Source organism: Stenotrophomonas sp. FW305-C-20-S1 (assembly GCF_058783335.1).
Map to the genome: position 1 here is coordinate 1 of NZ_JBYTEK010000048.1, position 26069 is coordinate 26069.

Genomic DNA, 26069 nt, shown 5'->3' on the forward strand with positions numbered 1-26069 from the left:
CCCCCCCCCCCCCCCCCCCCCCCCCCCCCCCCCCCCCCCCCCCCCCCCCCCCCCCCCCCCCCCCCCCCCCCCACCCCGCCATCCCACGGAATACCCGCTGTTGCTGTTGCTGTTGCTGTTGATTCGGCAGGTGCAGGGCGCAGCCCTGCCGCCCCCCTTACTTCTTTGCGCGCGGCTGGTTCAGCGGTTCCATCGCGCGGAAGCGCTGGCTGTACTCGTCGGTCAGGGTGCGGGCTTCCTGGCCGTTGCGGACGATGGTCGGGGTCAGCAGCACGATCACTTCCGAACGACGGCTGGTGCGGCTCTTCTGGCCGAACAGCGCGCCCAGTACCGGAATCCGGCTCAGGCCGGGAATGCCGCTGCTGCCATCGGTGGCCGAATCGGTGATCAGGCCGGCCAGCATGATGGTGTCCCCGCTCTGCACCGCCGCCTCGGTGGCCAGCTTCTTGGTGGAGATGCGCGGATTGCAGTTGCGCTCCTGCGGATTGCAGTTCTCCGGCACGTCCGATGCGCTGCTGATCTCCTGCACGATATCCAGGAACACCGTACCGTCACGGGTGACGCGCGGGCGCACCTTGAGGATCACGCCGGTGTCGATGTACTGCACCGAGCTGTAGCTGCTGGTGCCGATGCCGGTGTTGACCGTGGTGGTGTTGATCGGCACCTTGTCGCCTACGTTGAGCGTGGCTTCGGCGTTGTTGCGCACGAACACCGAGGGCGTCTGCAGCAGGCGCACGTCGGTGACCTTGTCCAGCGCGCTGACCACGGCTGCACCGTTGTGCCCGGTGAACGCCCAGTTGGCGCCATCGGTGCCGGTCACCGCACCGGCGAAGGTGTTCCAGGAGCCGCCGGCCGCTGCGGGCAGGGTCAACCCGGACAGCGCGCCGGTCAGCGCGCGCCCCGCCACGGCATTGTCGAAGAACCAGTTGACGCCGTACTTCAGGTCGCCGGTCAGCCCGACTTCGGCCACCTGCGCTTCGATGTGTACCTGCAGCGGCATCACGTCCAGCTTTTCGATCACCTCGCGGATCGAGCGCCAGGCCTGCGGTGTCGAACGCACCAGCAGCGTGTTGGTTTCCTCCACCGCCGACACGCCGACACGATCGCCTTCCACTTCCAGGCTGATGCTGACGTTGCCCGACTGGCGCTGCGGCAGGTTCAGGCTGCCGGCGCTGCTGCCACTACCACTGCTGCTGCCGCTACCGACCTGGTTGTTGAAACTGCTGCTGTTGCCCGCGTCCATACCGCGGTCGCCCTCGCTGCCCAGCTGCGAGGGAATGGCACCCGGCGCCAGCGATGCCGAGCCGGAGCCGCCGCGGTTGCCGCTGCTGGCAAAGGCTTCGCTGAGGCGTTCGGCCAGGTCGCGTGCCTTGATGTATCGCAGTTCATGCGAGAACAGGCGCGCGCTGCCGCCGGCGGTATCGATGCGGTCCAGCCACTGCTGGATCTGGTCCAGGTAGCGCACCTGCGGGGTGATCACCAGCACTGCATTGGCGTTTTCCAGCGGCAGGAAACGGAACATGCCGGCGCTGGGCGTCTTGCTCTCTTCGCCGAAGACCTTCTCCAGATCCGCCGCGACCTGCTCGGCCTTGCCGGACTGGATCGGGAATACACCCACCGACATGCCCGAAAGCCAGTCGACGTCGAAGATCTCGACGGTATGCAGGTAGTTCTCCAGTTCCGCACGCGTACCGCCGAGGGTGATCACGTTGCGGCCGCTGTCGACGTTGACGATGGCATTGGGCCGCGCATAGGGCTCCAGCACCTTCTTCATCTCGGTGGCGGAAATGAACTGCAGCGGCACCACGCGAACTTCAAAACCGCGTGCGCTGGAGGCCGGCGCGGTGCTCGGCGCAACGGTGCCGGCCAGTGCCTGGTCGGCGGCGACGATGTTGTAGCGGCCACCGCTGTAGACCATGCGGGCGTTGTTCCAGCCCAGCACCATCTCCAGCAGGTTCAGTGCCTGTGCCGGCGATACCGGCTTGGGCGTGGCCAGCGTCACCGTGCCCTGCACCCCCGGGGCGATCACGTAGTTCTGGCCGAGCATGTCCCCGAGGATGGCCTTGACCACCGCGTGCACCGACTCGCCTTCAAAGTTGAAGGTCGCCTCACCGGAGCTGGCCGCATGCAGCGCGGGCGACGGCTTGCGCGCGGCTTCGCGGTTGATCATGGTGCCGGTGCCACGGCGGATCACCGCCTGCGGCGCCCCCTGGGCTTGATCGGCCGCTTCGGTCTGCGCATCGACGGCAGCCTGGCCGGCACTGGCCGAGGGCTGCAGGTTGCCGTTGCGTTGCACATGCGGGGCCGACACGGTGCTGCAGCCGACCAGCAGCGTCAGGGCGAAGGACCAGGGAAGAAAACGCAGATTCATGCATTCACTCTATCGGTTGGTGCCATCGCCCGGGGGCGGCGACGGTTGTTGCTGCTGTTGCTGCAGCTGACGGCGGCGGGCCTGGATGCGTTCGCGGATGGCCTGCATCTGCGCTTCGCTGGGACCGTTGGTGTTTGCAGGGGGTGCGGCGGCCGCGGCCGGTGCAGGCGAGGCGGGAGCCACGTTGCCATCGGCGGCACGGGGGGTGGGCAGCGTCTGGCTGGGCGTTGGCTGCGGTGGCGGCGGCGGAACCACCGCGCCAGGCACAGGCGGTGTGCCAGTGGCTCCGCGCAGCGCGGTCGGCGCTTCACCGCCCTGGCCATTGAACACGGCCAGTTCCAGCACCTGGCTGCCACTGGAGCCGATCACCGTGGCCTGGCGCGGTTCCAATGCCACCAGCTGCCAGCCATCGACTGCATCGCCGTTGAGGCGCAGGCGCAGCGACCGGCCCTGCTCGGTGGTGAAGGTGGCCATGCTGAAGTCGCCGGTCATCAGCACGCCGGTCAGGCGCAGTGCCGGACTGGCGGCGGCTTCACTGCCCCCCAGCAGGTACGGGCGCGGCTTGCGGTCTTCGGCGAACAGGGGCCGTTCGCTGATCATGCTGTAGCTGTCTGCGCCGGCCATGCGTTCGGGCGCCAGCACGGGCAGCGCCGGCAGCGCGGCCTGGGCGTCGCCCTCCGCACTGACCGTGGGCAGCTGGCTGCCAAGACCGAAGCCGGTGGCCAGCCAGATCGCTGCGGCCCATCCGGCCAGCGCCAGCAACAGCCCGGTGCGCAGGCTGATCTGCTCAAGCTTCATCGGCCACCTCCTGCGCATCGGTGGCAGGCTGCTCCGCCGGTGACGGCACAGGTGCCGGCGGCGACGCCACCGGCGCTGCTGCAGGCGGCGTGGCCACGGGTGCTGTCGAGGGATCGGCAGCAGCCGCCGGCAACAGATAGCCGGCCAGCTCGAAGGACACGTCCAGGCCGAGGCCGGATTCGTTGGGCGATTGCTGGAAGCGCTGTGCGATCAGGTTGAGGTTGTCCACGAACAGGCGCGGGCTGCCGGTCTCCAGGCTGTGCAGCACGGTGGCCAGTTCGGCCACGCCACAGCGCAGGCGCACCTGCATGGCCACGCGCACGAACGCAGCATCGCGACGGTTGTCGCTCAACGGCGTGCGGTTGCTGATGGTGCAGCTGCGGTTGCCCGGGCTGGCCATCGCCACCGCATCCTGCAGGCGTGCGCCGAGCGCGGCCGCGGCGGCCTCGGCGGTGGCTTCCTGCAGGAACCCCGGGCGCTGCTGCAGGGCGTCGCGGGTTGCGCGCAGCCGCTGTTCGATCTGCGGCTGCTGCTGCAGCTGCGCCTGCACGCGCTGCTGGCGCTCGCGCAGGGCGGCGGCATCGGCATCGATGGCGCGCAGCGGCTGGGTGAACCACGGGTGCACCAGCAGCAGGTAGGCCAGGCCCAGCACTGCCAACAGCAGTGCCAGTGCCAGCCAGCGGTCACGGCGTGCGCTTGGCATCGGCATTGGCCGCCTCCGTGGTTGCAGTCGGGGCCGGTGCCGCTGCCGCCGAAGGCAATGGCTGCAGCTCGGCGGTCAGGGTGAAGCGGTCGCGGCCACTGGCGGCACCGTCAGCCTGCAGCACGCCGGTAAGGTTGACCTTGCGCCACTGCGGCGCGTCCTGCAGCAGCGTGACCAGCTGCGATGCTTCGCTGCTGAGGCCGATCAACTGCAGGCTGTTGTTCTCGATCGCCAGTTTTTCCAGGTAGGTGCCATCGGGCAGGCGTCGGGTCAGCTCGTTCCAGACTTCGACGGTACTGGCGCGCTGGTTGCGCTGTGTTTCCAGGAACGCCGCTCCATCCAGCAGCGCCTGCAGCTGGCTGCGTTCGCTGGCCACGCCACGTGCACTGCGGGCGCTGCGCTCGACGTCTGCGCGCAGCGCATCGACGGCGTCACGACGGTTGTCCAGCAACTGCATCGCCGCCAGCACCAGCATCACCAGCGCAGCCATGGCAAGCAGCAGGTTCCAGCGCCGCATCGGGTCCGGTCGCTGCTGACGCTGCGCGGGCGGCAGCAGGTTGACCTGCAGCGCGCGGCCCTGGGCATCGATCGCATCGACACCGGCCAGCACGTCGGCCCACGCTCCGATCTGCGCGCGCCAGTCATCCAGCTGGCGCAGCGGCCAGGCCACCAGCTCCACCTGCAGCAGGCCTTCGCCGGCACTGCCCAGCTCACGGATGTCATAGCTGACCTGGCTGGCTTCGAACGGTGTCTGCCGGTCGATCTCGTAGCCGACCACCGCACGCAGGCGGTCAGCGGCTGCGGCAGGAAGACGCAGATTCCGCCGCAGGACCTGCCCGGCCGGCAGCAGCCACACCCGTGGCAGGCTGCGCAGGCGCGGCTCCAGCACGCGGTCCAGGTCCGCCGGTTGCAGCGGCCACGGCAGGCGGGCCACGGGCTCGAGACCGTCGCCGGTTTCACGCCAGACCTGTAGTTGCCCGTCCTCGCACTGCAGCAGCAGGCGGGTCTGCGACCAGCCCAGCGCCCATTGCCAACGCATCGGCACCCAGGCCAGCAACGACTGCCGCCACCAGCGCAGGAAACGGCCGGCACCGGGGCCGATCTGGCCCTGCACCTGCCGCAGACTGTCCTGCCACGCCGTCATCTTGCTGCCATTCCCTGCTCCCAGCGAAGCACTGTGTAGGTCCGGCCGGGCACCCCGCCCGATCCGTTGCGCACCACCGCCTGCAGCACCGACAGGCGTCCGCTGCCGTCAGTGGCGCGGGACTCGATACTATAGGTGCCACTGCCGCTGGCAAGCGCTGATGCACCCGCAGCGTTATCTCCGTCACGCTCCTGCTGGGCGCGTTGCGCCAGCAGTTGTTCCGCATCCAGGCCCAATGCCGTCAACACCGGTCCACTGGCGAAACGTGGATCCGGGCGCGCCTGCCTGCTGTAGAGCGTCAGGTGCGGCAGCATCGCGGCATACAGCGACCCGCGCATCCCCAGCACCCGCTGCAGTTCGCCCAGGGTTTCAAAGCGCTTGTTGCGCGGGCCATAGGGCAGGCCTGCGGCGGCGTACTCCGGCGCCTCGGCACCGCCACCGGGCTGCAGCAGGCTGTCTTCGTCGCGCCAGTCGATGATCGCACCGGCCAGCTGCCTGGCGCTCTCTGCCGGCTCGCCCAGTGCCTGCATGAATGCGGACAGCAGGGCCGCATCGGCCAGGTTGAGGTTGATCTTGCCGTTCTCGTCCAGCACCCGGATCTCGATGCGGGCGTCGTCGAACTGCCAGCGATAGGCGCGGCCATCAGCCTGCCACGGCGGACGCTGCGGGTCCGGCTGCAGCCGCAGCAACGCGTATTCCAGGCCGGCGCGGGCGCGCTCCTGGCCGCGTGCGTCGTCACCGAGCACCCGCTGCTGCAGGTGTTCGACCCGTGCGCTGAGCGCAAAGGCGCCGACCAGCGCGGTCATCAGCGCGATCAACCACAGCACCAGGACCAGCGCGGCACCACGTGGACGCTTCATCGCGCACCTCCGCTGCCACCGGCCCGCAGTGACACCACCAGCGGCGGCCACGGCGTGCCCCTGGCCGGCACGATCTGTACTTCCACCAGCAATGGCAGGCGTCGGGTGTCCTCCCAGCGTGGCAACCATTCGGTCAGCTGCCCGTTGCTGGCGTCGACACCGCGGTAGCGCAGCCTTACGTCCTTCAACTCCTCCGCCAGCACTTCGGGCGGGCGCGGCGGGTTCTCTTCGATGCGCTCGCCTTCCTGCAGCAGCACCAGCCCCAGCAGCAAGCGGCGGTGGCCGGCTGCGCCATCCACCTGCAGCGCATGCAGGTAAGGGCCGCCACGACCGAGATAGCCCGGCAGGTCGGCAACGAACTGCATGCCCTGATCGTCACCCTGGAAGAACACCGGTTCGCGGGTGGGATCGGGCACTTCCAGCGGGCTGCGCAGGGCACTGGCGAGCTGCCGCCGCAGCAGGGCCTGCACTGCGCGCATGCGTTCGCTCTGCGCGGCAATCTGCTCGCCGCGCTGGCTGATCGCCATCGCCGAGCGAACGCTGGCGAACGCCAGCGCCAGGCCGCCTGCCAGCAGCACCGTGGCCAGCATCACTTCGACCAGGGTGAAGCCCCGCGCGCGGCGCCTCATCGCGCATTCTCCAGCGCGGGCGGCAACAGACGCAGGCTGCGCCAGCGCAACTGCTCGCGTTCACTGTCGCCCCAACGCACCTGCAGCTGCAGTTCCGCCAGCCAGGGTGCGCCCGGCGACTGCGCTGCGGGCAGCGCACCACTGCGCGGCTCGGCCCAGGGCTGCACCTGCAGCTGCCAGTGATAACGCCCCTGCTCCCACTCGCCCTGCTGGCTGCCGACCTGCAGCGGTGCTTCCACGCCGGCGGCGGCCAGCAACGACTGCGCGTGCAGCACCGCGCGCGTGCGCAGCTCGGCGTCGCGCACCTGCCGCGCGCCACCGGACAGGCTGCCCAGCAACAGCGTCAGCGCCAGCCCGAGCAAGGCGAAGGCAACGATCACTTCCAGCAGGGTAAAACCACGGGCGCGCGACCTCATTGCGCCCGCCACGGTCCGGAACGGACTTCACCGGTCAACCAGCCGACATCGATGCGCCACTCGGCGCTCTCCAGCTGCAGGCGGATGCGGCCGCCACTGGAGCCGCCGTCGGGATGGAATTCGATCACGCCCTGGCCGGGCGCGGTGGCCAACTGCGCGGCACCTTCGAACTGCACCTTCAGCTTGGCCGGCACTTCACCGTGGCGCTGGCTGGCGCCCTGCCAACGATGCTGCGCCGGTTCGATCACGAAGCGCTGCGGTTCGCCGCGGGCAATGGCCTGCGCGCGCACCATGCGCAGCTGGTTGGCGATGTCCTTGCCGGCACTGCGCAGCTGCATGCCGGCAAAGCCGCGCGACATGCCAGCGGCGGTGATCAGGCCGATGGCCGCGATCAACGCGATCACCAGCAGCATTTCCAGCAGCGACAGGCCCGCCGCGCGCCTGCCGTGCAGGCGCGGGCGTGACACCCGGCGCGGCAGGAAAAGCAGCATGCGTGCTTACGGCTGGTAGCGGATGTCAGCGTCGACGCTGCTGCCGCCGGCCTTGCCGTCCTTGCCCAGGCTGATCAGTTCATACGCCTGGCCCTCGCCCGGTGCGCGGTACTCCAGCGCGTGGCCCCACGGGTCGTTGAGGTCGGCAGGCTTGGCATACGGGCCCAGCCAGCCACCGACGCCGGCCGGTGCGGTCACCAGGTCGTTGAGCGAGGCGGGCAGCTTGCCGGTGTCGATCTGGTAGTTGTCGACCTTGGAGGCAACGGTCTGCACCTGCGCCTTGGCGATGTTGGCCTTGCCTCGATCGGCGCCGCCGAGCACGCGGCTGGCGACCAGGGTCAGCACCGCGCCGATCAGCACGATGACGATGATGATCTCCAGCAGGCTCATGCCCGACTGGTGGCGTGCGGCGGTGAAGGAAAGGCGGATCGGTCGACGGGAAGCAATCATGGTCGGTCCTTTCAGGTACGGGATGTCGGGGTTGCGAAGGAGGCCATCGTCAGCCGATGGCGTTGGTAAGGTCGTACAACGGCACCAGCACGGCCACGATCACCGCGCCGACCACCGAGGCCAGCACCAGGGTGATCGCTGGCACCATCGCCGCCAGCAGGCGGTCGATGCGGCGGGCGCTGTCCTGTTCGAAGGTATCAGCAGCTTTCAGCAGCATGGTATCGAGCGCGCCGGACTCCTCGCCGACCTGGATCATCTGCAGCGCCAGCCGGGGAAAACGCTTGCCGCGCGACAACGCCAGCGACAGGCCGGTGCCGTTCTTGACCTCGTCGGCGGCGGTCTCCAGGTCTGCGGCAAGGGCGCGGTTGCCGAGCACGTTGCGGGCGATGCCCAGCGCCCCCAGCAGCGGCACGCCGTTGCGCAGCAGTGTCCCCAGGGTGCGCGCCAGCCGTGCGGTTTCCAGCTCGCCCAGCAGGCGGCCGATGCCCCGGCGCTGCAGCAGCCAGCCATCCAGCGCCAGACGGAACGCGGGCTGCCGCGACTTGCGTTCGAACAACAGCAGCAGCACGCCCGGCACCACCAGCAGCAGCACCCACCAGTCGCGCACGAACAGGCCCAGCTGCAGCACCAGGTTGGTGAACCATGGCAGCGCCACGTCCAGGCTTTCGTACATCTGTGCGAACTGCGGCACAACGTAGCCCAGCAGGAACAGCAGCGCACCACCCACCACCACCAGCAGGATCGCCGGGTAGACCAGCGCGTTGATCACCTTGCCCTGCAGCGCACGGCTGCGTTCGAGGTAGTCGGCCAGGCGTTGCAGCGTGTCGTGCAGGCTGCCACCGGCTTCGCCGGCGCGCACCATGTTCACGTATAGACGCGAGAACAGGCCGTGCTGGCGTTCCAGCGCAGTCGACAGCGGCGCGCCACCACGCACCACGTCGCGGATGTCAGTGATCGCGCGGCGCGAGCGCTCGTCTTCGGGCAGGCTGAGCAGGATCGACAGCGCGCGGTCCAGCGGCTGCCCGGCACCGAGCAGGGTGGCCAGCTGCTGGGTGAACTGCAGCAATGCCGCGCCCTGCAGCGGACGCTGGCGGAACAGGCCGCGCAGGCTGCTGCCGCCAACCGCCCCCCCGTCGGCCAGCTGCGTTTCCATCGGCAGATGGCCCTGGTCCTGCAGGCGCGCGACCAGCTCGGCCTCGCTGGCCGCTTCCATCTGTCCGTCGAACACTTCACCGTGTGGGTTCAGTGCCTTGTAACGGTAGTTCGGCATGTCAGCGTCGTCCCTGCACGCGCATCAGCCTTCCTCGGTCACGCGCAGGACTTCCTCGAGGGTCGTCTGCCCGCTCAGGGCCTTGCTCAGGCCGTCCTCGTACATGGTGCGCATGCCGGCTTCGCGGGCGATGCGCTCGATCTCGCCCATGCCATCGCGACGCATCACCGCACGGCGCAGCGCGTCGTTCATCACCAGGAATTCCATGATGGTGGTGCGCCCCAGGTAGCCGGTCGGCGCCAGCGCCGAAGGCTTCGGGCGATACAGGTAGATCGTTCCATCCGGCTGCAGGCGGCGCAGGTCGAAGCGTTCGATCTCTTCCGGCGAGGCTTCGTAGCGTTCGGCGTGGGTCGGCTCCAGCCGGCGCACCAGGCGCTGGGCCAGGATGCCGTTGATGGTGGAGGTGAGCAGATAATCTTCCACGCCCATGTCGAGCAGGCGGGTGATGCCGCCTGCGGCATTGTTGGTGTGCAGCGTGGAGAGCACCAGGTGGCCGGTCAACGCTGACTGGATCGCGATGCGCGCGGTTTCCAGGTCGCGCATTTCGCCGATCATGATGATGTCCGGATCCTGGCGCACGATGCTGCGCAGCGCATTGGCGAAATCCAGCCCGATCTGCGGCTTGGCCTGGATCTGGTTGATGCCTTCGATCTGGTACTCGACCGGATCTTCAACGGTGATGATCTTGACGTCGGCGGTGTTGAGCTGGCTCAGCGCGGTGTACAGCGTGGTGGTCTTGCCCGACCCGGTGGGGCCGGTCACCAGCAGGATGCCGTGCGGCTGTTCAAGCACCTTGCGGAACTGCGGCAGGAAGGCATCGGTGAAGCCCAGCCGATGGAAGTCGAACACCACCGTCTCGCGATCAAGCAGGCGCATCACCACGCTTTCGCCGTGCGCGGTGGGCACCGTGCTGACACGCAGGTCCAGTTCCTTGCCCTGCACGCGCAGCATGATGCGGCCATCCTGCGGCAGGCGGCGCTCGGCGATGTTGAGCCGGGCCATGATCTTGATGCGGCTGATCACCGCGGCGGTCAGGTTGGCCGGCGGACTCTCGCCTTCGACCAGCACGCCATCGACGCGGTAACGCACCTTCAGCCGGTTTTCGAACGGCTCTACGTGGATGTCCGACGCGCGCAGTTCGACCGCGCGCTGGATCACCAGGTTGACCAGGCGGATCACCGGCGCTTCGGAAGCGAGATCGCGCAGGTGCTCGATATCGTCCACTGCGCCGCCCTCGCCATCGGCGGTTTCCACGATCGCGCCCATCGCACTGCGGCCCTGGCCGAACCAGCGCTCGACCAGATCATCGATCTCCGCGCGCATGCCCAGCAGCGGCGTGACCGGTACACCCAGTGCCAACTGCACGGCCTGCTGCGGGTAAGGATCGTGGGCGTCGGCCAACCACAGCTGCACGCCGTTTTCATCCAGCGCCAGCGGGCACACGTGGAATTGCTTGAGGAAGCGCAGCGACAGCGGCAGGCCTTCGGCCAGCGCCTGCGGTGGCGATTCAGGCAGCTGCCGTCCTTCCAGCAGCGGCAGGCCCAGCACATCGGCGCTGGCCTGCGCCTGGTCACGTTCGGACACCAGCCCAAGCCGTACCAGCAGCCCAAGCAGGCTGCCACCGGACTCGGCATGCAGCGGCCGCGCACGTGCCAGATCTCCTTCCTTGAGCCGACCACGTGCCAGCAGCGCATCGAGGATGCGGCCTTCAGTGTCGTCGATGGCAGTGGCAGCGAGCGCGTTCACGTGACTCTCCTGTCGATCGTCCCGACTTTAGCAGTTAAGCCGTGGTTTCCACCCTCTCCGGTTCTTCTTTCGTAAAAAGACGAGGCCCGTCACACAGGTGACGGGCCCCGCTTGTTCATTTACGACAGTCGGTTATTACTGGGTCGCCAGGATGCTCACCCCGCTGTAAGCGGCCTCACCCACCACCTTGATGTAGTAGGTACCGGCCACCGGCTTGGCCACGCGCACGGTTTCGGTATTGCCCGGGCGGGTCGACTTGGCATCGTTGTCGGTCGCGGTGGGCACGCGGCCCTGCGCCAGGTACACCGACACGTTGCCGCTGCCGCCGTAGGTCAGCACGCTCAGCGTCTTGCCGGCGGCCGCTTCGAAGGTATAGACGGTTTCGCTGGCGGCCGCACCGGCCAGCCCGCCCACGGTCACCTTGTTGGTCAGCGGAATGCCTTCCGGCTCGCAGTTCTCGGTGCACGGCTCCTTCAGCGCGGCATCCAGTGCGGCCTTGGCATCGAGGATGCCGGTACCGATCGGGGTGGCCGCCGGGATGGTCACCGGGAACTTGCGCGCCGACTGCTTGAGCAGGGTTTCCAGCGCGGCCGGCGCCAGCGGCTCCTTGCCCTTGGCGATCAGCGCGCTCTGCACCATGGCAGCCACCGCGGCAACGTGCGGCGAGGACATCGAGGTACCGCCCTTGCCCATCAGCACCCACTCACCGGCGTCCGGGGTGGTTTCCGAACTGGAACCGACCTGCCAGATGTAGCCGTTCGGGTTGCCGTCGACACTGCCGCCACCGCCCGGGGCCGACAGGTCGACCGCGGTGCCGTAGTTGGAGTAATAGGTGATGCCACCGGTGACACGGGTCGCACCCACCGCCACCACGTTGTTGCAGCTGGCCGGACGGTACTTGGACGCGTTGTCGGTTTCATTGCCGGCCGCGACCACCACCAGGGTGCCGCGCGACACGGCGCCGTTGATCGCGTCCTGGTAGGCGGCATCGCAGGCGCCACCACCCCCCAGGCTCATGTTGATGATTTCCGCCGGATTGGTGTTGGCCGGAATGCCCGGCACGGTGCCGCCCGACGCCCAGGTGATGGCGTCGCTGATGTCGGCCAGGGTGCCGCCGCACTTGCCCAGCACGCGCACCGGCAACACCTTGGCCTTGTAGGCCAGGCCTGCCAGGGCACTGCCGTTGTTTGTCACCTCGGCAATGGTGCCGGCCACGTGCGTGCCGTGCCAGGAACTGCCTTCCGGTTCGGAACCGGTGTAGCACTCGTTGGCCGTTTCCACCCAGTCGCCGTAGTCGGTGGCACCCGGTGCGCGGCCATCGTTCGGGCGGCGCGAGGATTCCTTGTCACTGATGAAATCGTAGCCTTCCAGCAGGTTGCTGCCGAAATCCGGCACGCCCGGCAGGATGCCGGTATCGAGCACGGCGACCACGATGCCCTCGCCCTGCGAAAGATCCCACGCGGCCGGTGCATTCACACCACCGGTGGCGTTGAAGAAGTTCCACTGGTACTGCGCGTAGTTGGGATCGTTGGGCACCAGTGCCGGCTGCGCATTGGTGGCACGCAGGTCCGAGCGCTGCAGGCGCACGTTGGCCACCGCGTACTGCACCGACGGATCGGCATTCAGTTCAGCCAGTACCTTCTGCATGTCGGCCGAGCCCAGCCGGGACTTCAGGCGGATCAGGTCGCCACCGGTACCGAGCTTGCGCTCCACCAGCGGGGAAAGTGCCGCAGCACGGCTGGTGGTGCCGCTGCTGACGATGGCACGCGACAGTGCCGACTGCACGACCGAGAGCTTGGTCGAACGATCGCTGGCGGCCGCGGTGCCGTTGCGGTACTTCACGATGATGCCGTCCACGCTCTGCTGGGCAGTGCTGGCCACGCGCGCCGGTTCCTTGGCCACGCCCGGCTTGGCCGCATGCGCCGCACCGACGCCGACAGTCAGCGACAACACGGCGGCAGCCAGCACATTGATGCGAAGGGTCTGCTTCTTGGTCACGTTCGAAATCCTCTTCAAGGTCATGGTTGAGCTTTCCTTCTCCGCCCGTTGCACGGACGGAGCTCACTACGGCCATCACTCCCTGCGACTGCCCTGGCTGGCCCACCAGGGTTGCCATGCCACGCCCCTTTGGCGCTCACTGCTCGACGTGCCGATGGGTTGCCCATCGGCACGTTGTTGCGCACTTACCAGCCGAAGCCGGCACCCACGCCGACCGAGCTGTCATCACTGCTGAAGGCACCACCGACGGTGACCGTGGCGCGATCGCTGATCGCACGCTGGTAGCCCAGCGACATGGCCGACTCACCTCCCTGGAAACCGATGCCGACGCCGACCCGGTTCTGGGTGCGGATGCCGGCGGCACTGGTGGCCATGTTGAGCATCGCTGCGCTCATCGCGCCCTGGCGGTCGATGCGGCGATCCATGTGGCGCAGGCGCCCATCGACTTCACCCTTGAACACATCGAAGCTGTCGGTGACTGCCTGCACGCGGCTGTCGGTGTAGCTGTTGGCGGTGGTGATGCCACGATCCAGCTGGCCCTTGTTGACCGCATCGGTTGCGGTGGTACCGGCCGCCACGTTGGTGACCTGGCGTTCGTTGCCCTCACTGCCGACCGAGACGGTGTTGGCGCGATCGGCAACCGAGCCCTGGCCCAGCGCCACCGCATTGGCCGCCGTTGCACTCGCGCCCTGGCCGACAGCGGTGGACGATGCACCGCTGGCGACAGCGCCATCGCCCATCGCGACGGCGTTGACGCCACCGCCTGCGACCAGTGCTGGCTGAGCACTGCCTGCGCTGGCGGCGGTCGGCGTGCCCTGCACACGGGCCGTTGCCGATCCGCCATCAGCCATGCTCGCGTCGGTGGCAGCCGACGCCGTGGCCACATTGGAAGCGTCTGCGTCCAGCGGAGCGGCCATCGAACGCAGGCTGGCCGCGCCGGAACGCGTGCCGCTGGCGGTGCGACGATCGATCTCGCTGACCTTGCGGTCCAGTGCGCCCAGCGCGTCGCCGACGTTGCTGTAGGTGGACCCCTGGATCACATAGTTCGGCGCGACGAACACGCCCTGCATGCCGACGCTGGCACCGCCGCCGAGGAAGCTGGCGGCATCGCTGAGCGACTGGAACAGCTGCCCACCGTTGATCGCCTGGCGGCTGCCGGAGGCGATGCTGCCGGCGCCGACGTTGTCGATGGTGGTGCCCTGGATACCGGCCAGGGTCAGGCGGTCACGGCTGGCATCGTCGTAGCCGACCGAGCTGGCCGCGCTGGTTTCAACGGTGGCGATGCGCGAGTCGAAATCACCGACCCGGGTTTCCACCGCACCCACGCGCTGGTTGGTGACGTTGAGCTGTGAACCGGTCACGGCGTCGCTGCTGCCGGCGGCGATACGGCCATCGGCAACGTTGACGATGCGGCGTGTAGCAGGACCATCCGTGCCGTTGCCGCCGCCGACCGACACCACGTTTGCATCCACCGCACGCGCGCCGGCACCGAGTGCCACTGAGTTGCTGCCGGTGACGGCGGCATTGGCGCCTACGGCCAGTGATGCGTTGCCGACGGCGCTGGCGTTGCTGCCCAGTGCATTGCTGCGGTTGCCACTGGCAGTGGCACTGGAGCCCACCGCCACTGCGTTGGTACCGCTGGCAGTGGCGGTGCCGCTGCCGTTGGCACGGAAGTGCCTGCTGGTGGCGTCGGCGGTGGAGGCCACCGCATCCAGCTGGCCCTTGTTCACCGCATCGTTGGCCTGGGTACCGGCGGCCACGTTGGTCACCTGGCGGTTGATCGCGCTGTGGCTGACCCCGGCAGCATCGACCCACTCCTGCGCCGCACCCACCGATACCGCATTGGCACGGTCGGCCAGCGAACCTGCACCGAGCGCCACGCTGTTGTCGGCGTCCTTGGTGGTCCAGGTATTGCTGCCCAGCACGGTGGCATTGGTGGCCTGCGCATAGCTGTTGTAGCCGACCACGGTGGCACCGTCCTCGGTGGCCCATGCCTCGCTGCCGATCGCGGTGGTGTGCTGGCCCGTGCCAACGCTGTTGGCGTCCTGTCCGGCCAGCGCGTTGAAGCCGACCGCCACGCCATTGAGCCCGGTGGTGGCATTGTTGCCCAGTGCGGTACCGAACTGGCCGGCGCGCGCCTGCACGCCGAAACCAGCACCGGCGATCTGCGCGACGGTGCCCTGGCCCACGGCTGTGGACACTTCGGCGGCCTGCGCGCCACTGCCCAGCGCGGTGCCGAAGAAGGCGGCCGTGGCACCGGCGCCGTAGGCGGTGGACTGCCAGCCGTTGGCCGACGCGAAGTTGCCGACGGCGGTGGCTTCGCGACCATCAGCGGTTGCGCCATAACCGACGGCCGTTGCGGCCAGCCCGTTGGCCTGGGCGATGCCGCCGACGGCGACCGCACCGATGCCCTGCGCCTGGGACTGCGCACCGAGGGCCACACTGGCCGGGCCTGCGCTGCTGCTTTCCACGCCGATGGAAATCGCGCCACCGGCCGTGCTGCTGGCGCTGCTGCCGATCGCCACACCGTCTTCACCACTGGCCAGCGCATTGAAGCCGACGGCGGTGGCGTTGGCCGCGACCGCGGTGGCACCACTGCCGAGCGCACTGGCGCCATTGCCGATCGCATTGGCCGCTTCACCGGCCGCCAGCGCATTGTCACCTTCGACGTAGGCACCGGCGTCGCTGTCGGCACTGCCGCTGGCCTGGAAGTGCTTGCTGGTCTTGTCGGCGACACTGGCCACGGCATCCAGCTGGCCCTTGTTCACTGCATCGGTGGCCTCGGTGCCGGCGGCAATATGGGTGACCTGGCGTTCACCGCCCGCGCTGCCGACGGCCACCGTGTTGTCACGGTCGGCCTTCGAGCCCGCGCCAAGGGCGACACTGTTGACACCGTTGGCGGTCGCGCTGGCACCCAGGGCGGTGCTGTCAGCCGCATCGGCCCATGCATTCCAGCCGATCGCGGTGGCGTAGTCATCGGTCGCCCAGGCACCGGCACCGAAGGCCGCCGCACCGGTACCGCTGGCACGCGACGGGATCAGGCCGAAGAAGGTGCTGCCGCCGATGGCGACACTCTCTGCGCCACTGGCTTCGCTGGACTGGCCGACGGCGACGGCGCCGCTGCCTGCTGCCGCCGCTCCGAAGCCGACAGCCGTGGTGTTGGCACCGGTCGCCGCCGAGCCGTAGCCGAGTGCGGTGCCGAGGCGGCCGCTGGCTTCGCTGTAGCCACCGATGGCGGTGGTGCCATCGGCCGAAGCGGCACTGCGGAAACCGCTGGCCAGCGACTGCGCACCGCTGGCGACGGCCTCCGCACCGTTGGCGGTGCTGTAGACGCCGCTGGCCTGTGCAGCGGTGCCGGTAGCGGTGGCGCTGATGCCACTGGCTACCGCGCCGTTGCCGAGTGCGGCACTGTCTTCACCGGTGGCCTGCGCGTTGCTGCCTACCGCAGCCGCATTGCTGCCCGTGGCCAGCGAGTTGATGCCCACGGCGCTCGCGTTGGCGGCCACGGCCGTGGCACCACTGCCGAGCGCGGTGGCGCCATTGCCGATCGCATTGGCCGCTTCACCGGCAGCCAGTGCGTTGTCGCCTTCCACATAGGCACCGGCATCGCTGTCGGCGCTGCCGCTGGCCTGGAAGTACTTGCTGGTCTTGTCGGCCGTTGCGGCGACAGCATCGAGCTGGTTCTTGTTGACCGCATCGGTGCCTTCGGTGCCAGCCGCCACGTGGGTCACCTGGCGTTCGCTGCCGGCGCTGCCGACGGCCACCGTGTTGTCACGGTCGGCCTTGGAGCCTGCGCCCAGGGCGACGCTGTTGGCACCGTTGGCGGTAGCGCTGGCACCCAGTGCCGTCGACTCGGCGCCATCGGCCCACGAATTCCAGCCGATTGCAGTGGCGTAGTCGTCGGTGGCCCAGGCACCGGCACCGAACGCCGCTGCGCCGTAGCCACTGGCACGTGATGGCACCAGGCCGAAGAAGGTGCTGCCACCAATGGCCACGCTCTCATCGCCGCTGGCTTCGCTGGAATCACCCATCGCCACCGAGCTGGCGCCCGACGCAGCAGCGAACACGCCGGCAGCGGTGCTGTTGGCACCACTGGCCACGGTGCCATAGCCCAGCGCCGAGCCGAGGCGACCGCTGGCTTCGCTGTAGCCGCCGACTGCGGTGGTGCCGTCTGCAGAGGCTGCCGAACGGAAGCCACTGGCCAGCGACTGCGCACCGCTGGCGACCGCCTCGGCACCGTTGGCCGTGCTGTACACCGCCGTCGCCTGCGCGCCTGCACCGGTTGCGGTGGTGCTGGTTTCGCTGGCCACCGCGCCGCTGCCGAGCGCCGCACTGTCTTCGCCCGTCGCCTGTGCGTTGTTGCCCACCGCAGCCGCATTGCCGCCGCTGGCCAGGCTGTTGAAGCCTACCGCCGTAGCGTTTGCCGCTACCGCCGTTGCACCACTGCCGAGTGCGGTGGCGCCGGTGCCGATCGCATTGGCGGCCTCACCGGCGGCCAGCGCGCTGTCACCTTCCACGTAGGCACCGGCATCGCTGTCGGCGCTGCCGCTGGCCTGGAAGTACTTGCTGGTCTTTGCGCCTTCGGCAGCCACCGCGTCCAGCTGGTCCTTGTTCACCGCATCGGTACCCTGGGTACCGGCGGCCACGTTGGTGATCTGGCGGGTGTTGCCGCCGCCACCGACCGACACGGTGTTGTCGCGGTCGGCAATCGAATCGGCACCCAGCGCCACGCTGTTGGCACCGCGCGATTCAGCCGCATTGCCCAGCGCGGTGCTGTTGATGCCCGGCGCATAGGCGCCGCCACCGACCGCGGTGGAATAGTCGCCGGATGCTTCGGTCGCCAGCAGGCCGAACAACGATCCACCGACGGCCACGGCATTGGTGCCGGTAGCCAGGCTACCCTGGCCGGTGGCGGTGCTGTAGGCACCGGACGCTTCCGAATCGCCACCAAGCGCGACGCTGTTGGAACCGGAGGCGTTGGCAAAGTTGCCGAAGGCAGTGGCGTTGAATGCCGAGGCGTTGGCGTAACCGCCGATGGCGGTGCTGTAGCCACCGGTCGCTTCGGCACCGATGCCGAATGCTGCCGAAGCGGTGCCACTGGCCACGCTTTCACTGCCGACCGCAGTGGCGGCCTCACCGCTGGCGTTGCTGAAGTAGCCAACCGCCACGGCTTCTTCGCCGCTGGCTTCGGACAGCACGCCGCTGGCGGTGCTGCCAGCGCCGCTGGCCACCGCGGCCGCGCCGAAGGCCGCACTCTGCTCGCCGCTGGCTTCGCTCTCGGCACCATGAGCAGTGGCGTATTCGCCGGTCGCCTGTGCGTTGGCACCGATGGCGCTGGCATTGGCCGCGCTGGCCAGGGCATTGAAGCCGATGGCCTGTGCGTTGCCGGCCAGTGCATTGGCGCCACTGCCGAGGGCGGTTGCGCCGTTGCCGATGGCGTTGGCCGATTCACCCGCGGCCAGCGCGTTGTCACCTTCCACGTAGGCACCGGCGTCGCTGTCGGCACTGCCGCTGGCCTGGAAGTACTTGCTGGTGGTCGCGGCACTGGCTGCAACCGCGTCGAGCTGCGACTTGTTCACCGCATCGGTGGCCTGGGTACCGGCCGCCACACTGGTGATCTGCCGCTCGTTGCCGACGCTGCCCACCGACACGCTGCGGTCGCGGCTGGCCACCGAACCGGCACCCAGTGCAACCGCGTTGTTGCCACTGGCCGTGCTGCCCGCGCCCAGGGCGATCGCACTTTCACCGCCGGCCACCGTGTTGGTGCCGATGGCGATGCTGTTGATGCTGTTGCCCAGTGCCTGGAAGCCCAGCGCAACACTGTTGTCGCCGTAGCTGAAGGCGCCGCGGCCGACGGCGGTGGAACTGGTGCCGTTGGCCCAGCTGTTGTAGCCGATGGAGGTGGCACCGTTGGCGCTGGCCCATGCCGCCGGACCAAACGCCGAGGCATTGCGGCCGGTGGCCCACGCGCCGGCACCGAAGGCGGTGGCGCCTTCCTCGCTGGCAGTGCTGTAGCCACCCACGGCGGTGCTGTCATCGGCCTTGGCGAAGGCGCTGTCGCCGACGGCGACGGCATAGCTGCCGGTAGCGCGCGACTTGCCGCCTGCCGCGAAGCTGTTGTCGCCGGTGGCCTGCGCCGCATTGCCGAAGGCGCTGCTGCTGGCACCGGTCGCCTGCGCGGCATTGCCGACGGCGGTGGAACCGGCCGAAGCGGTGGTGCCGATCTGCACCGGGTTGCCCTGCTCATCCAGCAGCGGCTGGTTGTATTCGTCGTAGGCCTGGCCGAGGCCACCCACGGCTACCGCACCGTCACCGTCGGCGAAGGTATTGCGACCCAGTGCCACGCTGTCGGCGCCGATGGCCGCAGCGCCTGCGCCCTGTGCCAGCGCGCCGGCACCGATGGCGTTGCTGGCCGAACCCGCCGCTACCGCACCCTCGCCCTCTGCATAGGCGCCAGCATCGCTGCCGCTTTCCGGCTGCGCCTGGAAGAAGCGCGCGGTGGTGTCGGCGGTGCTGGCCACGGCGTCCAGCTGGGCCTTGTTCACTGCATCGGTGGCTTCGCTGCCGGCCGCCACGCTGGTGATCTGCCGCTCGTTGCCGGCACTGCCCACGGCCACGCTGTTGGCGCGCACCGCTTCGGAATTGGCGCCCAGTGCAACGCTGTTGGCACCACGCGCAGTGGCGTAGTAGCCGACGGCGGTGCTCTGCGTGCCACTGGCCCAGGTCTGCGCGCCCAGCGCACTGGCGTTCTCGCCCGGTGCATAGGCGAAGTAGCCCACTGCGACCGACTCGGCACCGGAGGCCTCGGTCAGGCTGCCATTGGCCACGGCCTGGTCGCCGCTGGCGATGGCACCGGCGCCGACGGCGGTGGCGGCTTCGCCACTGGCCTGGGTCTGCACGAAGAAGCCCAGGCCCGGGATCAGATCGGCCGGGCCACCGATGGCCACGCTGCTGGTGCCGGTAGCGTTGCTCTGCGTACCGACGGCCGTGGAATAGTCGCCGATGGCATTGGAGACAGCACCGAATGCCGACGACTGCGCACCTGCCGCATAGGCTCCCACGCCATACGCCGACGCTGCGAAACCACCGGCATCGGCGCTGGCGCCGACGGCGGTACCACCGACCCCGGCACTGGTGGCGCCGGTCTCTACCGGCACGCCACCACTGGTGATCAGCGGATTGCCATCGGCATCCACCGCAGCACCGCCGACGGCGACGCTGCCCGGGCCGACTGCCTGCGCGTTGTTGCCGAAGGCCGCGCTGTTCTGGCCAGATGCAAGCGCGTTGTTGCCGACGGCGGTGGCGTTCTGCGCGACGGCGGTCGCACCTGCACCGACGGCGGTCGTACCGTTGCCGATCGCATTGGCGGCTTCGCCAGCGGCGAGCGCGTCATCTCCCTCGGCCAACGCACCGGCATCGCTGTTGCTGCTGCCGGTGGCCTGGAATCGCTTGGCGGTGGTATCGGCTACCGCTGCCACGTCCTTCAACTGAGCGACGTTGACCGCATCGGTATCTTCGGTACCGGCGGCAACGCTGGTGATCTGCCGGGTCAAGCCGTAGTCGACCGCACCCACCGACACGGTATCGACGCGGTCGGCCAGCGAGCCGGCGCCCAGCGCCACGCTGCCGGTAGCCACGGCCGCCGAATTGGAACCCAGCGAGGTGCTGTATTCGCCCACCGCCGTGCTGAACGCACCGACGGCAATGGAGGCTTCGTTGGCGGCAGTCGCACCACGGCCCAGCGAGGTGCTGCCGGGGCCCATCGCCACGGCACCCGCGCCGACCGCAGTAGCGCCATCGGCGCTGGCTTCGGACAGTGCACCCAACGCGGTGGCTGCACCGTTCTCGCTGGCGGCTACGGCACTTGCACCTACCGCCGTATCGCCAAGGCCGAAGGCGGCCGCACTCTGCCCGACCACTACGCTGGCATCACCCAAGGCGAGCGCGTTCTGGCCGAAAGCACTGGCACCAAGTCCTGCGGCAATCGCCTGGGTGCCGACCGCGGTGGTGGCGTTGGCCAGCGACTGGCTGCCACTACCGACCGCGATGGCGCCCTGGCCTTCGATCTTTGCCGCGTCGCTGTCATCACCAGCGCCATCGGCCTTGAAATAGCGGCTGCCCTCGGCCGCCGCCTGCGCAAGCGCGGCCTGCGTGGCGCGCGCCTGTGCATCCAGCTGTGCCTTGTTCACCGCATCGGTGGCGGCGGTACCGGCGGCGACATTGGTCACCTGCCGTTCCTTGCCTGCATCACCGACAGAAACGGTGTTGGCGCGCGTTGCCTTGGAGCCGGCGCCCAGCGCCACGCTGTTGGCGCCGGTGGCGCTGGTACCCGCACCAATCGCCACCGCGTTGCTGCCCTTGGCGCTGGCGCTGCCATCGACCACGCACTTGTCCAGCACCTTGCTGTTGAGCACCACGCAGTTCGCGCTGCCCCCAATCTCGACCGACTGCGCCGCAGCGATGCCGGTCATGCCCAGTCCCATTGCCAAGGCCAGCGCTGCAGCCAGTCGTGCCGGCGCGGCATCGGTCGCACCGCGGCGCTGGTCGACGACCCCGCCTGATGAGCTGGAAGAGGCCAGTTCCGAGGCCACCACCAACTGACCCAATGCTTTGTTCCAGACCTTGCGATAAATCCGATTCATCGGTACGGCTCCTGATTGGACTGGTTTTGGGCAAAGCAACGCCACCGCCGAGCCTTCGTGGCCCAACGTCCCCTGGGGGCGTTTATTCGCGTGATTTACTGCGGGTATTGCCGAACGGCGCGCAGGGACAGAAAACCGAGCGCATGCGCCGTGCGGTTACTGCGGGATGAACAGATTTGAAACGGGGGTCAAGTGTTAACGGCATCTTTGCGGATCGTCAAGAGTTTGACGCAGCAAAACCCATTGCCGTGAAGCAGTTCACTGTTTCACTTGTTTATGTACGCATTTTGTTAGGCGCACGTGAGGAAATCCTCACTTATGAAAACGCATGTAACTGATGGCCAGTTCAGGAGTTTCCGTATGGACAAAGAAAAACCCGCCGGTTTCCCGGCGGGTTCTCCATACGCGATGGCATCGTCAGCTGCGCAATGCGCGTGCGATCAACCGCACCACACCCGTGCGTTGCGGAACATGCGCATCCACGGTGAATCGCCCTGCCACTCGGACGGGGCCCAGCTCAGGTTGAGCGCGCGCGGGGTGCGCTCCGGGTGCGGCATCATGATGGTCACCCGGCCGTCGGTGCTGGTCAGGCCGGTGATGCCGTCGGGCGAGCCGTTCGGGTTCAGCGGGTACTGGCTGGCGACGTTGCCGTTGCCATCGATGTAGCGCAGTGCGACACGGGCTGTGGCCTGGTCGACGGCGTTGTCGAACACCGCCTGGCCTTCGCCATGTGCCACCGCCACCGGCAGGCGCGACCCGGCCATGCCACGCAGCAGGATCGACGGCGACTCCACGACTTCCAGCAGCGCGGTACGGGCTTCGAACTGCTCGCTGGCGTTGCGGCGGAACTGCGGCCAGTGTTCGGCACCGGGGATGATGTCCTTCAGCTGGCTCATCATCTGGCAGCCGTTGCACACGCCCAGGGCGAAGCTGTCCTCGCGCGCGAAGAACGCGGCGAAGGCATCGCGCAGCGCGGTGCGCTCGAGGATCGAGGTCGCCCAGCCGCGGCCGGCACCGAGCACGTCGCCGTAGCTGAAGCCGCCGCAGGCAACCAGGCCGGTGAAGTCCTGCAGCGCCACGCGGCCTTCGATGAGGTCGCTCATATGCACGTCGAACGCGCGGAAGCCGGCACGTTCGAAGGCGTTGGCCATTTCGATCTGGCCGTTGACGCCCTGTTCGCGCAGGATCGCAACGCGCGGACGCGCCCCGGTCTGCACGAACGGTGCGGCAACATCCTCATTGGGATCGAAGCTCAACTTCGGCTTCAGGCCCGGCGCGGTAAAGGCGCGGGCGATCTCGCGCTCGGCATCGGCGTTGGCCGGATTGTCGCGGCGCTTCTGCATGGCGTGGGTGACCGACCACCAGGCATCGAACAGCGCTTCCCAGCGCCATTCGGCCAGCGAATCACCACCCAGCGACACCCGCACCACCGGCGCAGTGGTCGGCTTGGCGATGCGCTGTGCGCACTCGGTCAGCGCATGGCGCTCGACCAGGTCGGCGAACGCGGCGCGGTCTTCGCGGGCGATCTGCACAACGGCGCCCAGCTCTTCATTGAACAGGCTGCGGAACGGGTCATCGCCCCAGGCATCGAGGGTGATGTCCAGGCCCAGGCGCGAGGTGAAGGCCATTTCGCACAGCGCGGCGAACGCACCACCGTCGCTGCGGTCGTGGTACGCGCGCAGCAGGCCGGCTTGGCGTGCATCGCGGATCAGCTCGAAGAAGCCACGCAGGCGCTGCGGGTCGTCCAGGTCCGGGGCGGCACCGGCGAAGGCCGGCAGGTCGCCGTGGTCGGCATGCACCTGGGCCAGGATCGAACCGCCCAGGCGCTGCTTGCCGGCACCGAGGCCAATCAACCACAGCTCGCTGTCGATATCGCGGTCCAGCAGCGGGGTCAACTGCTGGCGCGCATCGGCCACCGGCGCGAACGCGGTGATGACCAGCGACACCGGCGACACGCTCTTGTGCGCCTGCCCCTGGTCGTGCCACTGCGCCTGCATCGACAGCGAGTCCTTGCCCACCGGGATGCTGATGTCCAGCTGCGGGCACAGTTCCATGCCCACCGCCTTCACCGCGTCGTACAGCAGCGCGTCTTCGCCCGGGTGGCCGGCAGCGGCCATCCAGTTCGCCGACAACTTGACTTCATCCAGCGCATCGACCGGGGCCGCGCACAGGTTGGTCAGCGCTTCGCCAACGGCCATGCGGGCCGAGGCCGCCGCGTCCAGCAGCGCCAGCGGCGTGCGTTCGCCCAGTGCCATCGCCTCGCCGGCCACGCCGTCGAAATCGGCCAGGGTGATCGCCACGTCGGCCACCGGCAGCTGCCACGGGCCGACCATCTGCTCGCGCGCGGTCAGGCCGCCCACGCTGCGGTCGCCGATGGTGACCAGGAAGTTCTTGGAGGCCACGGTCGGGTGTGCGAGCACGCGCAGACCGGCTTCCTGCAGATCCAGGCCACCGGTCTTCAATGCCGGCCAGCGCGGTGCCGGCGGGTGCGCGGTATCGCGGTGCATTTTCGGCGGCTTGCCGAACAGTACGTCCATCGGCAGGTCGATGGGCGCGTCGGCCGGGATGTTGCCCGGCACGGCACCATAGGCCACCACCAGGTGTTCGGCTGCGGTGGCGACACCGACCGCAGCGAACGGGCAGCGCTCACGCGCGCACAGCGCGGCGAATTCGGCCAGGCGCTCCTGCGCCACGCCGAGCACGTAGCGCTCCTGCGACTCGTTGCACCACAGCTGCATCGGCGACAGCGACGGATCGTCGGTGGGCACCTTGCCCAGGTCGATGATGCCGCCCACGCCGGAATCGTGCAGCAGTTCGGGAATGGCGTTGGACAGGCCACCGGCACCGACGTCATGGAAGAACTTGATCGGATTGTCAGCGCCCATCGCCACGCAGCGGTCGATGACCTCCTGGCAGCGACGCTCCATTTCCGGGTTGTCACGCTGCACGCTGGCGAAGTCCAGGTCCTCGGCGCTCTCACCGGAAGCGACCGAACTGGCGGCACCGCCGCCGAGGCCGATCAGCATCGCCGGGCCGCCGAGCACGATCACGGCATCGCCGTCCTGCAGCAGGATCTTGTCGACCTGCACGCGATCGATGGCGCCGAGGCCACCGGCCAGCATGATCGGCTTGTCGTAGGCGCGCACGAGGTCGGCGCCTTCCGGCAGTTCGAAACTGCGGAAGTAGCCGAGCAGCGCCGGGCGGCCGAATTCGTTGTTGAACGCGGCGCCGCCGAGCGGGCCGTCGGTCATGATCTCCAGCGCCGGGGCCATGCGCGGGTTCAGCGCACGCGGCGCTTCCCACGGCTGCGGCAGCTCGGGAATGCGCAGGTGCGAGACCGAGAATCCGCTCAGGCCGGCCTTCGGCTTGCCGCCACGACCAGTCGCACCTTCGTCGCGGATTTCACCACCAGCGCCGGTCGACGCGCCCGGGAACGGCGCGATCGCGGTCGGGTGATTGTGCGTTTCCACCTTGATCTGGAACGCGCTGGGCACCTGCGGTTCGCGGCGGTACTCGCCGCTGGCCGGGTCCGGGCGATAGCGCGAGGCCGGATGGCCTTCGATCACCGCTGCGTTGTCGCTGTACGCGCTGAGCGTGTGCTGCGGGGTCTGCTGGTGGGTGTTCTTGATCATCCGGAACAGCGAGCGGTCCTGCTCCTGGCCGTCGATGGTCCAGCTGGCGTTGAAGATCTTGTGCCGGCAGTGCTCGGAATTGGCCTGCGCGAACATCATCAGTTCCACGTCCGACGGCGAGCGGCCCAGCGCGGTGAAGCGCTCGCGCAGGTAGTCGATCTCGTCCTGCGCCATGGCCAGGCCGAGGCGCTGGTTGGCGGCCTCCAGCTGGTCCACCGGCACGCGCTCCAGCTCGCCACGGGCCGGGGTCGAGAACAGGGAGTGGCCCTGATCGACGCGCTCCAGCACCGACTGCGTCATCGGGTCGTGCAGCACCTTGACCAGCGCCTGCTGGGCGGCAGCGTCTGTCGGCCAGCCCTGCACGTCGATGCGCAGGCCACGCTCGACCCGGCTCACCGGCTGGCCGGCACCGCGGACCAGCTCGCTGGCCTTGCTCGACCACGGCGACAGCGTGCCCAGGCGCGGCACCACGATGCGGCTGACCGCACCGTCAGCAACCGCCTCGGACTGCGGGCGGGCTTCCAGGATGCGGCACAGGGTATCGACGTCGGGGGCGGCAGTGCCCTCGGCCTGCACGAAGTAGACGTGCCAGGCACCGCTGATGCGCAGGGAGGGAGCGATGGACTGCAGGCGGGATTCAAGACGTTCGCGGCGGAACGGCGACAGGGCGGGCGCGCCCTCGAGGACCATCATGTCCGGGGAACCGTAGTTGGGAAACGGGCCCGACATTGTACCGGAAGCGGGGATAGGCTTCGGCCGGGCGGCGCCCGGCACCCGCCGAAGCGGTAGTGCCGGCCGCTGGCCGGCAACCTCAAGAGCAACAGCCGAAGCTGGCATTCCGTGGGATGGCGGGGTGGGTCCGGTTGCGGGGGACGCTGCAAGTACGTCCCTGTAAGCTCGGTCGCGCCATCCATGGCGC

14 protein-coding genes are annotated in these 26069 nt (G+C 68.8%); all 14 read right to left on the reverse strand.

Annotation, left to right across the window (positions count from 1 at the left end; translation table 11 throughout):
* Window positions 1-157 precede the first annotated feature (157 nt).
* The 14 genes from gspD to purL all read right to left on the reverse strand — a co-directional run bounded on the left by gspD (window position 158) and on the right by purL (window position 25843).
* Window positions 158-2371 (reverse strand): type II secretion system secretin GspD, encoded by a 2214-nt coding sequence (gspD, locus tag AC3WTC_RS18620; protein WP_492712243.1) that lies wholly within the window; start codon window positions 2369-2371, stop codon window positions 158-160.
* A 9-nt stretch (window positions 2372-2380) separates the two neighbouring features.
* Window positions 2381-3169, reverse strand: coding sequence for a type II secretion system protein, XpsN-like (locus AC3WTC_RS18625; protein WP_088101073.1), 789 nt, complete (start codon window positions 3167-3169; stop codon window positions 2381-2383).
* Window positions 3159-3878, reverse strand: coding sequence for a type II secretion system protein GspM (gene gspM, locus AC3WTC_RS18630; protein ID WP_099841886.1), 720 nt, complete (start codon window positions 3876-3878; stop codon window positions 3159-3161). The genes AC3WTC_RS18625 and gspM overlap by 11 nt, the downstream gene beginning before the upstream one ends.
* Window positions 3853-5016, reverse strand: coding sequence for a PilN domain-containing protein (locus AC3WTC_RS18635; protein ID WP_492712244.1), 1164 nt, complete (start codon window positions 5014-5016; stop codon window positions 3853-3855). The genes gspM and AC3WTC_RS18635 overlap by 26 nt, the downstream gene beginning before the upstream one ends.
* A complete protein-coding gene (locus AC3WTC_RS18640) occupies window positions 5013-5876 on the reverse strand; it encodes a type II secretion system minor pseudopilin (RefSeq protein ID WP_025876700.1) in 864 nt (287 codons plus the stop codon). The genes AC3WTC_RS18635 and AC3WTC_RS18640 overlap by 4 nt, the downstream gene beginning before the upstream one ends.
* Entirely contained in the window at window positions 5873-6505 is a 633-nt protein-coding gene (locus AC3WTC_RS18645) for a type II secretion system protein J (RefSeq protein WP_032977169.1), read from the reverse strand. The genes AC3WTC_RS18640 and AC3WTC_RS18645 overlap by 4 nt, the downstream gene beginning before the upstream one ends.
* On the reverse strand, window positions 6502-6921 hold the full coding sequence (xpsI, locus tag AC3WTC_RS18650; protein ID WP_154879310.1) for a type II secretion system protein XpsI: 420 nt from the start codon (window positions 6919-6921) through the stop codon (window positions 6502-6504). The genes AC3WTC_RS18645 and xpsI overlap by 4 nt, the downstream gene beginning before the upstream one ends.
* Window positions 6918-7412, reverse strand: coding sequence for a type II secretion system protein XpsH (xpsH, locus tag AC3WTC_RS18655; protein WP_025876706.1), 495 nt, complete (start codon window positions 7410-7412; stop codon window positions 6918-6920). Before xpsH ends, xpsI begins: the two co-directional genes overlap by 4 nt.
* A gap of 6 nt (window positions 7413-7418) precedes the next feature.
* Complete coding sequence (gspG, locus tag AC3WTC_RS18660; protein WP_032951922.1) at window positions 7419-7862, reverse strand: type II secretion system major pseudopilin GspG; 444 nt, start codon at window positions 7860-7862, stop codon at window positions 7419-7421.
* Window positions 7863-7911: 49 nt separating this feature from the next.
* Window positions 7912-9132 (reverse strand): type II secretion system protein XpsF, encoded by a 1221-nt coding sequence (gene xpsF / locus AC3WTC_RS18665; protein ID WP_154879308.1) that lies wholly within the window; start codon window positions 9130-9132, stop codon window positions 7912-7914.
* 24 nt (window positions 9133-9156) lie between these two features.
* Entirely contained in the window at window positions 9157-10878 is a 1722-nt protein-coding gene (gspE, locus tag AC3WTC_RS18670; RefSeq protein WP_492712245.1) for a type II secretion system ATPase GspE, read from the reverse strand.
* 135 nt (window positions 10879-11013) lie between these two features.
* Complete coding sequence (locus tag AC3WTC_RS18675) at window positions 11014-12900, reverse strand: S8 family peptidase (protein WP_032977158.1); 1887 nt, start codon at window positions 12898-12900, stop codon at window positions 11014-11016.
* A 161-nt stretch (window positions 12901-13061) separates the two neighbouring features.
* Window positions 13062-21518, reverse strand: coding sequence for an ESPR-type extended signal peptide-containing protein (locus AC3WTC_RS18680; RefSeq protein WP_492712247.1), 8457 nt, complete (start codon window positions 21516-21518; stop codon window positions 13062-13064).
* A 440-nt stretch (window positions 21519-21958) separates the two neighbouring features.
* Window positions 21959-25843, reverse strand: a complete 3885-nt coding sequence (gene purL, locus AC3WTC_RS18685; RefSeq protein ID WP_492712250.1) for a phosphoribosylformylglycinamidine synthase — start codon at window positions 25841-25843, stop codon at window positions 21959-21961.
* Between the last annotated feature and the right edge of the window lie 226 nt (window positions 25844-26069).

Coding starts and splice junctions, on each gene's coding strand:
- gspD (WP_492712243.1), bottom strand. CDS start 2,371: ATGAATCTGCGTTTTCTTCCCTGGTCCTTCGCCCTGACGCTGCTGGTC.
- AC3WTC_RS18675 (WP_032977158.1), bottom strand. CDS start 12,900: ATGACCTTGAAGAGGATTTCGAACGTGACCAAGAAGCAGACCCTTCGC.
- gspG (WP_032951922.1), bottom strand. CDS start 7,862: ATGATTGCTTCCCGTCGACCGATCCGCCTTTCCTTCACCGCCGCACGC.
- AC3WTC_RS18640 (WP_025876700.1), bottom strand. CDS start 5,876: ATGAAGCGTCCACGTGGTGCCGCGCTGGTCCTGGTGCTGTGGTTGATC.
- xpsH (WP_025876706.1), bottom strand. CDS start 7,412: ATGCTGCTTTTCCTGCCGCGCCGGGTGTCACGCCCGCGCCTGCACGGC.
- AC3WTC_RS18645 (WP_032977169.1), bottom strand. CDS start 6,505: ATGAGGCGCCGCGCGCGGGGCTTCACCCTGGTCGAAGTGATGCTGGCC.
- gspM (WP_099841886.1), bottom strand. CDS start 3,878: ATGCCGATGCCAAGCGCACGCCGTGACCGCTGGCTGGCACTGGCACTG.
- xpsF (WP_154879308.1), bottom strand. CDS start 9,132: ATGCCGAACTACCGTTACAAGGCACTGAACCCACACGGTGAAGTGTTC.
- AC3WTC_RS18625 (WP_088101073.1), bottom strand. CDS start 3,169: ATGAAGCTTGAGCAGATCAGCCTGCGCACCGGGCTGTTGCTGGCGCTG.
- AC3WTC_RS18680 (WP_492712247.1), bottom strand. CDS start 21,518: ATGAATCGGATTTATCGCAAGGTCTGGAACAAAGCATTGGGTCAGTTG.
- xpsI (WP_154879310.1), bottom strand. CDS start 6,921: ATGAGGTCGCGCGCCCGTGGTTTTACCCTGCTGGAAGTGATCGTTGCC.
- AC3WTC_RS18635 (WP_492712244.1), bottom strand. CDS start 5,016: ATGACGGCGTGGCAGGACAGTCTGCGGCAGGTGCAGGGCCAGATCGGC.
- purL (WP_492712250.1), bottom strand. CDS start 25,843: ATGATGGTCCTCGAGGGCGCGCCCGCCCTGTCGCCGTTCCGCCGCGAA.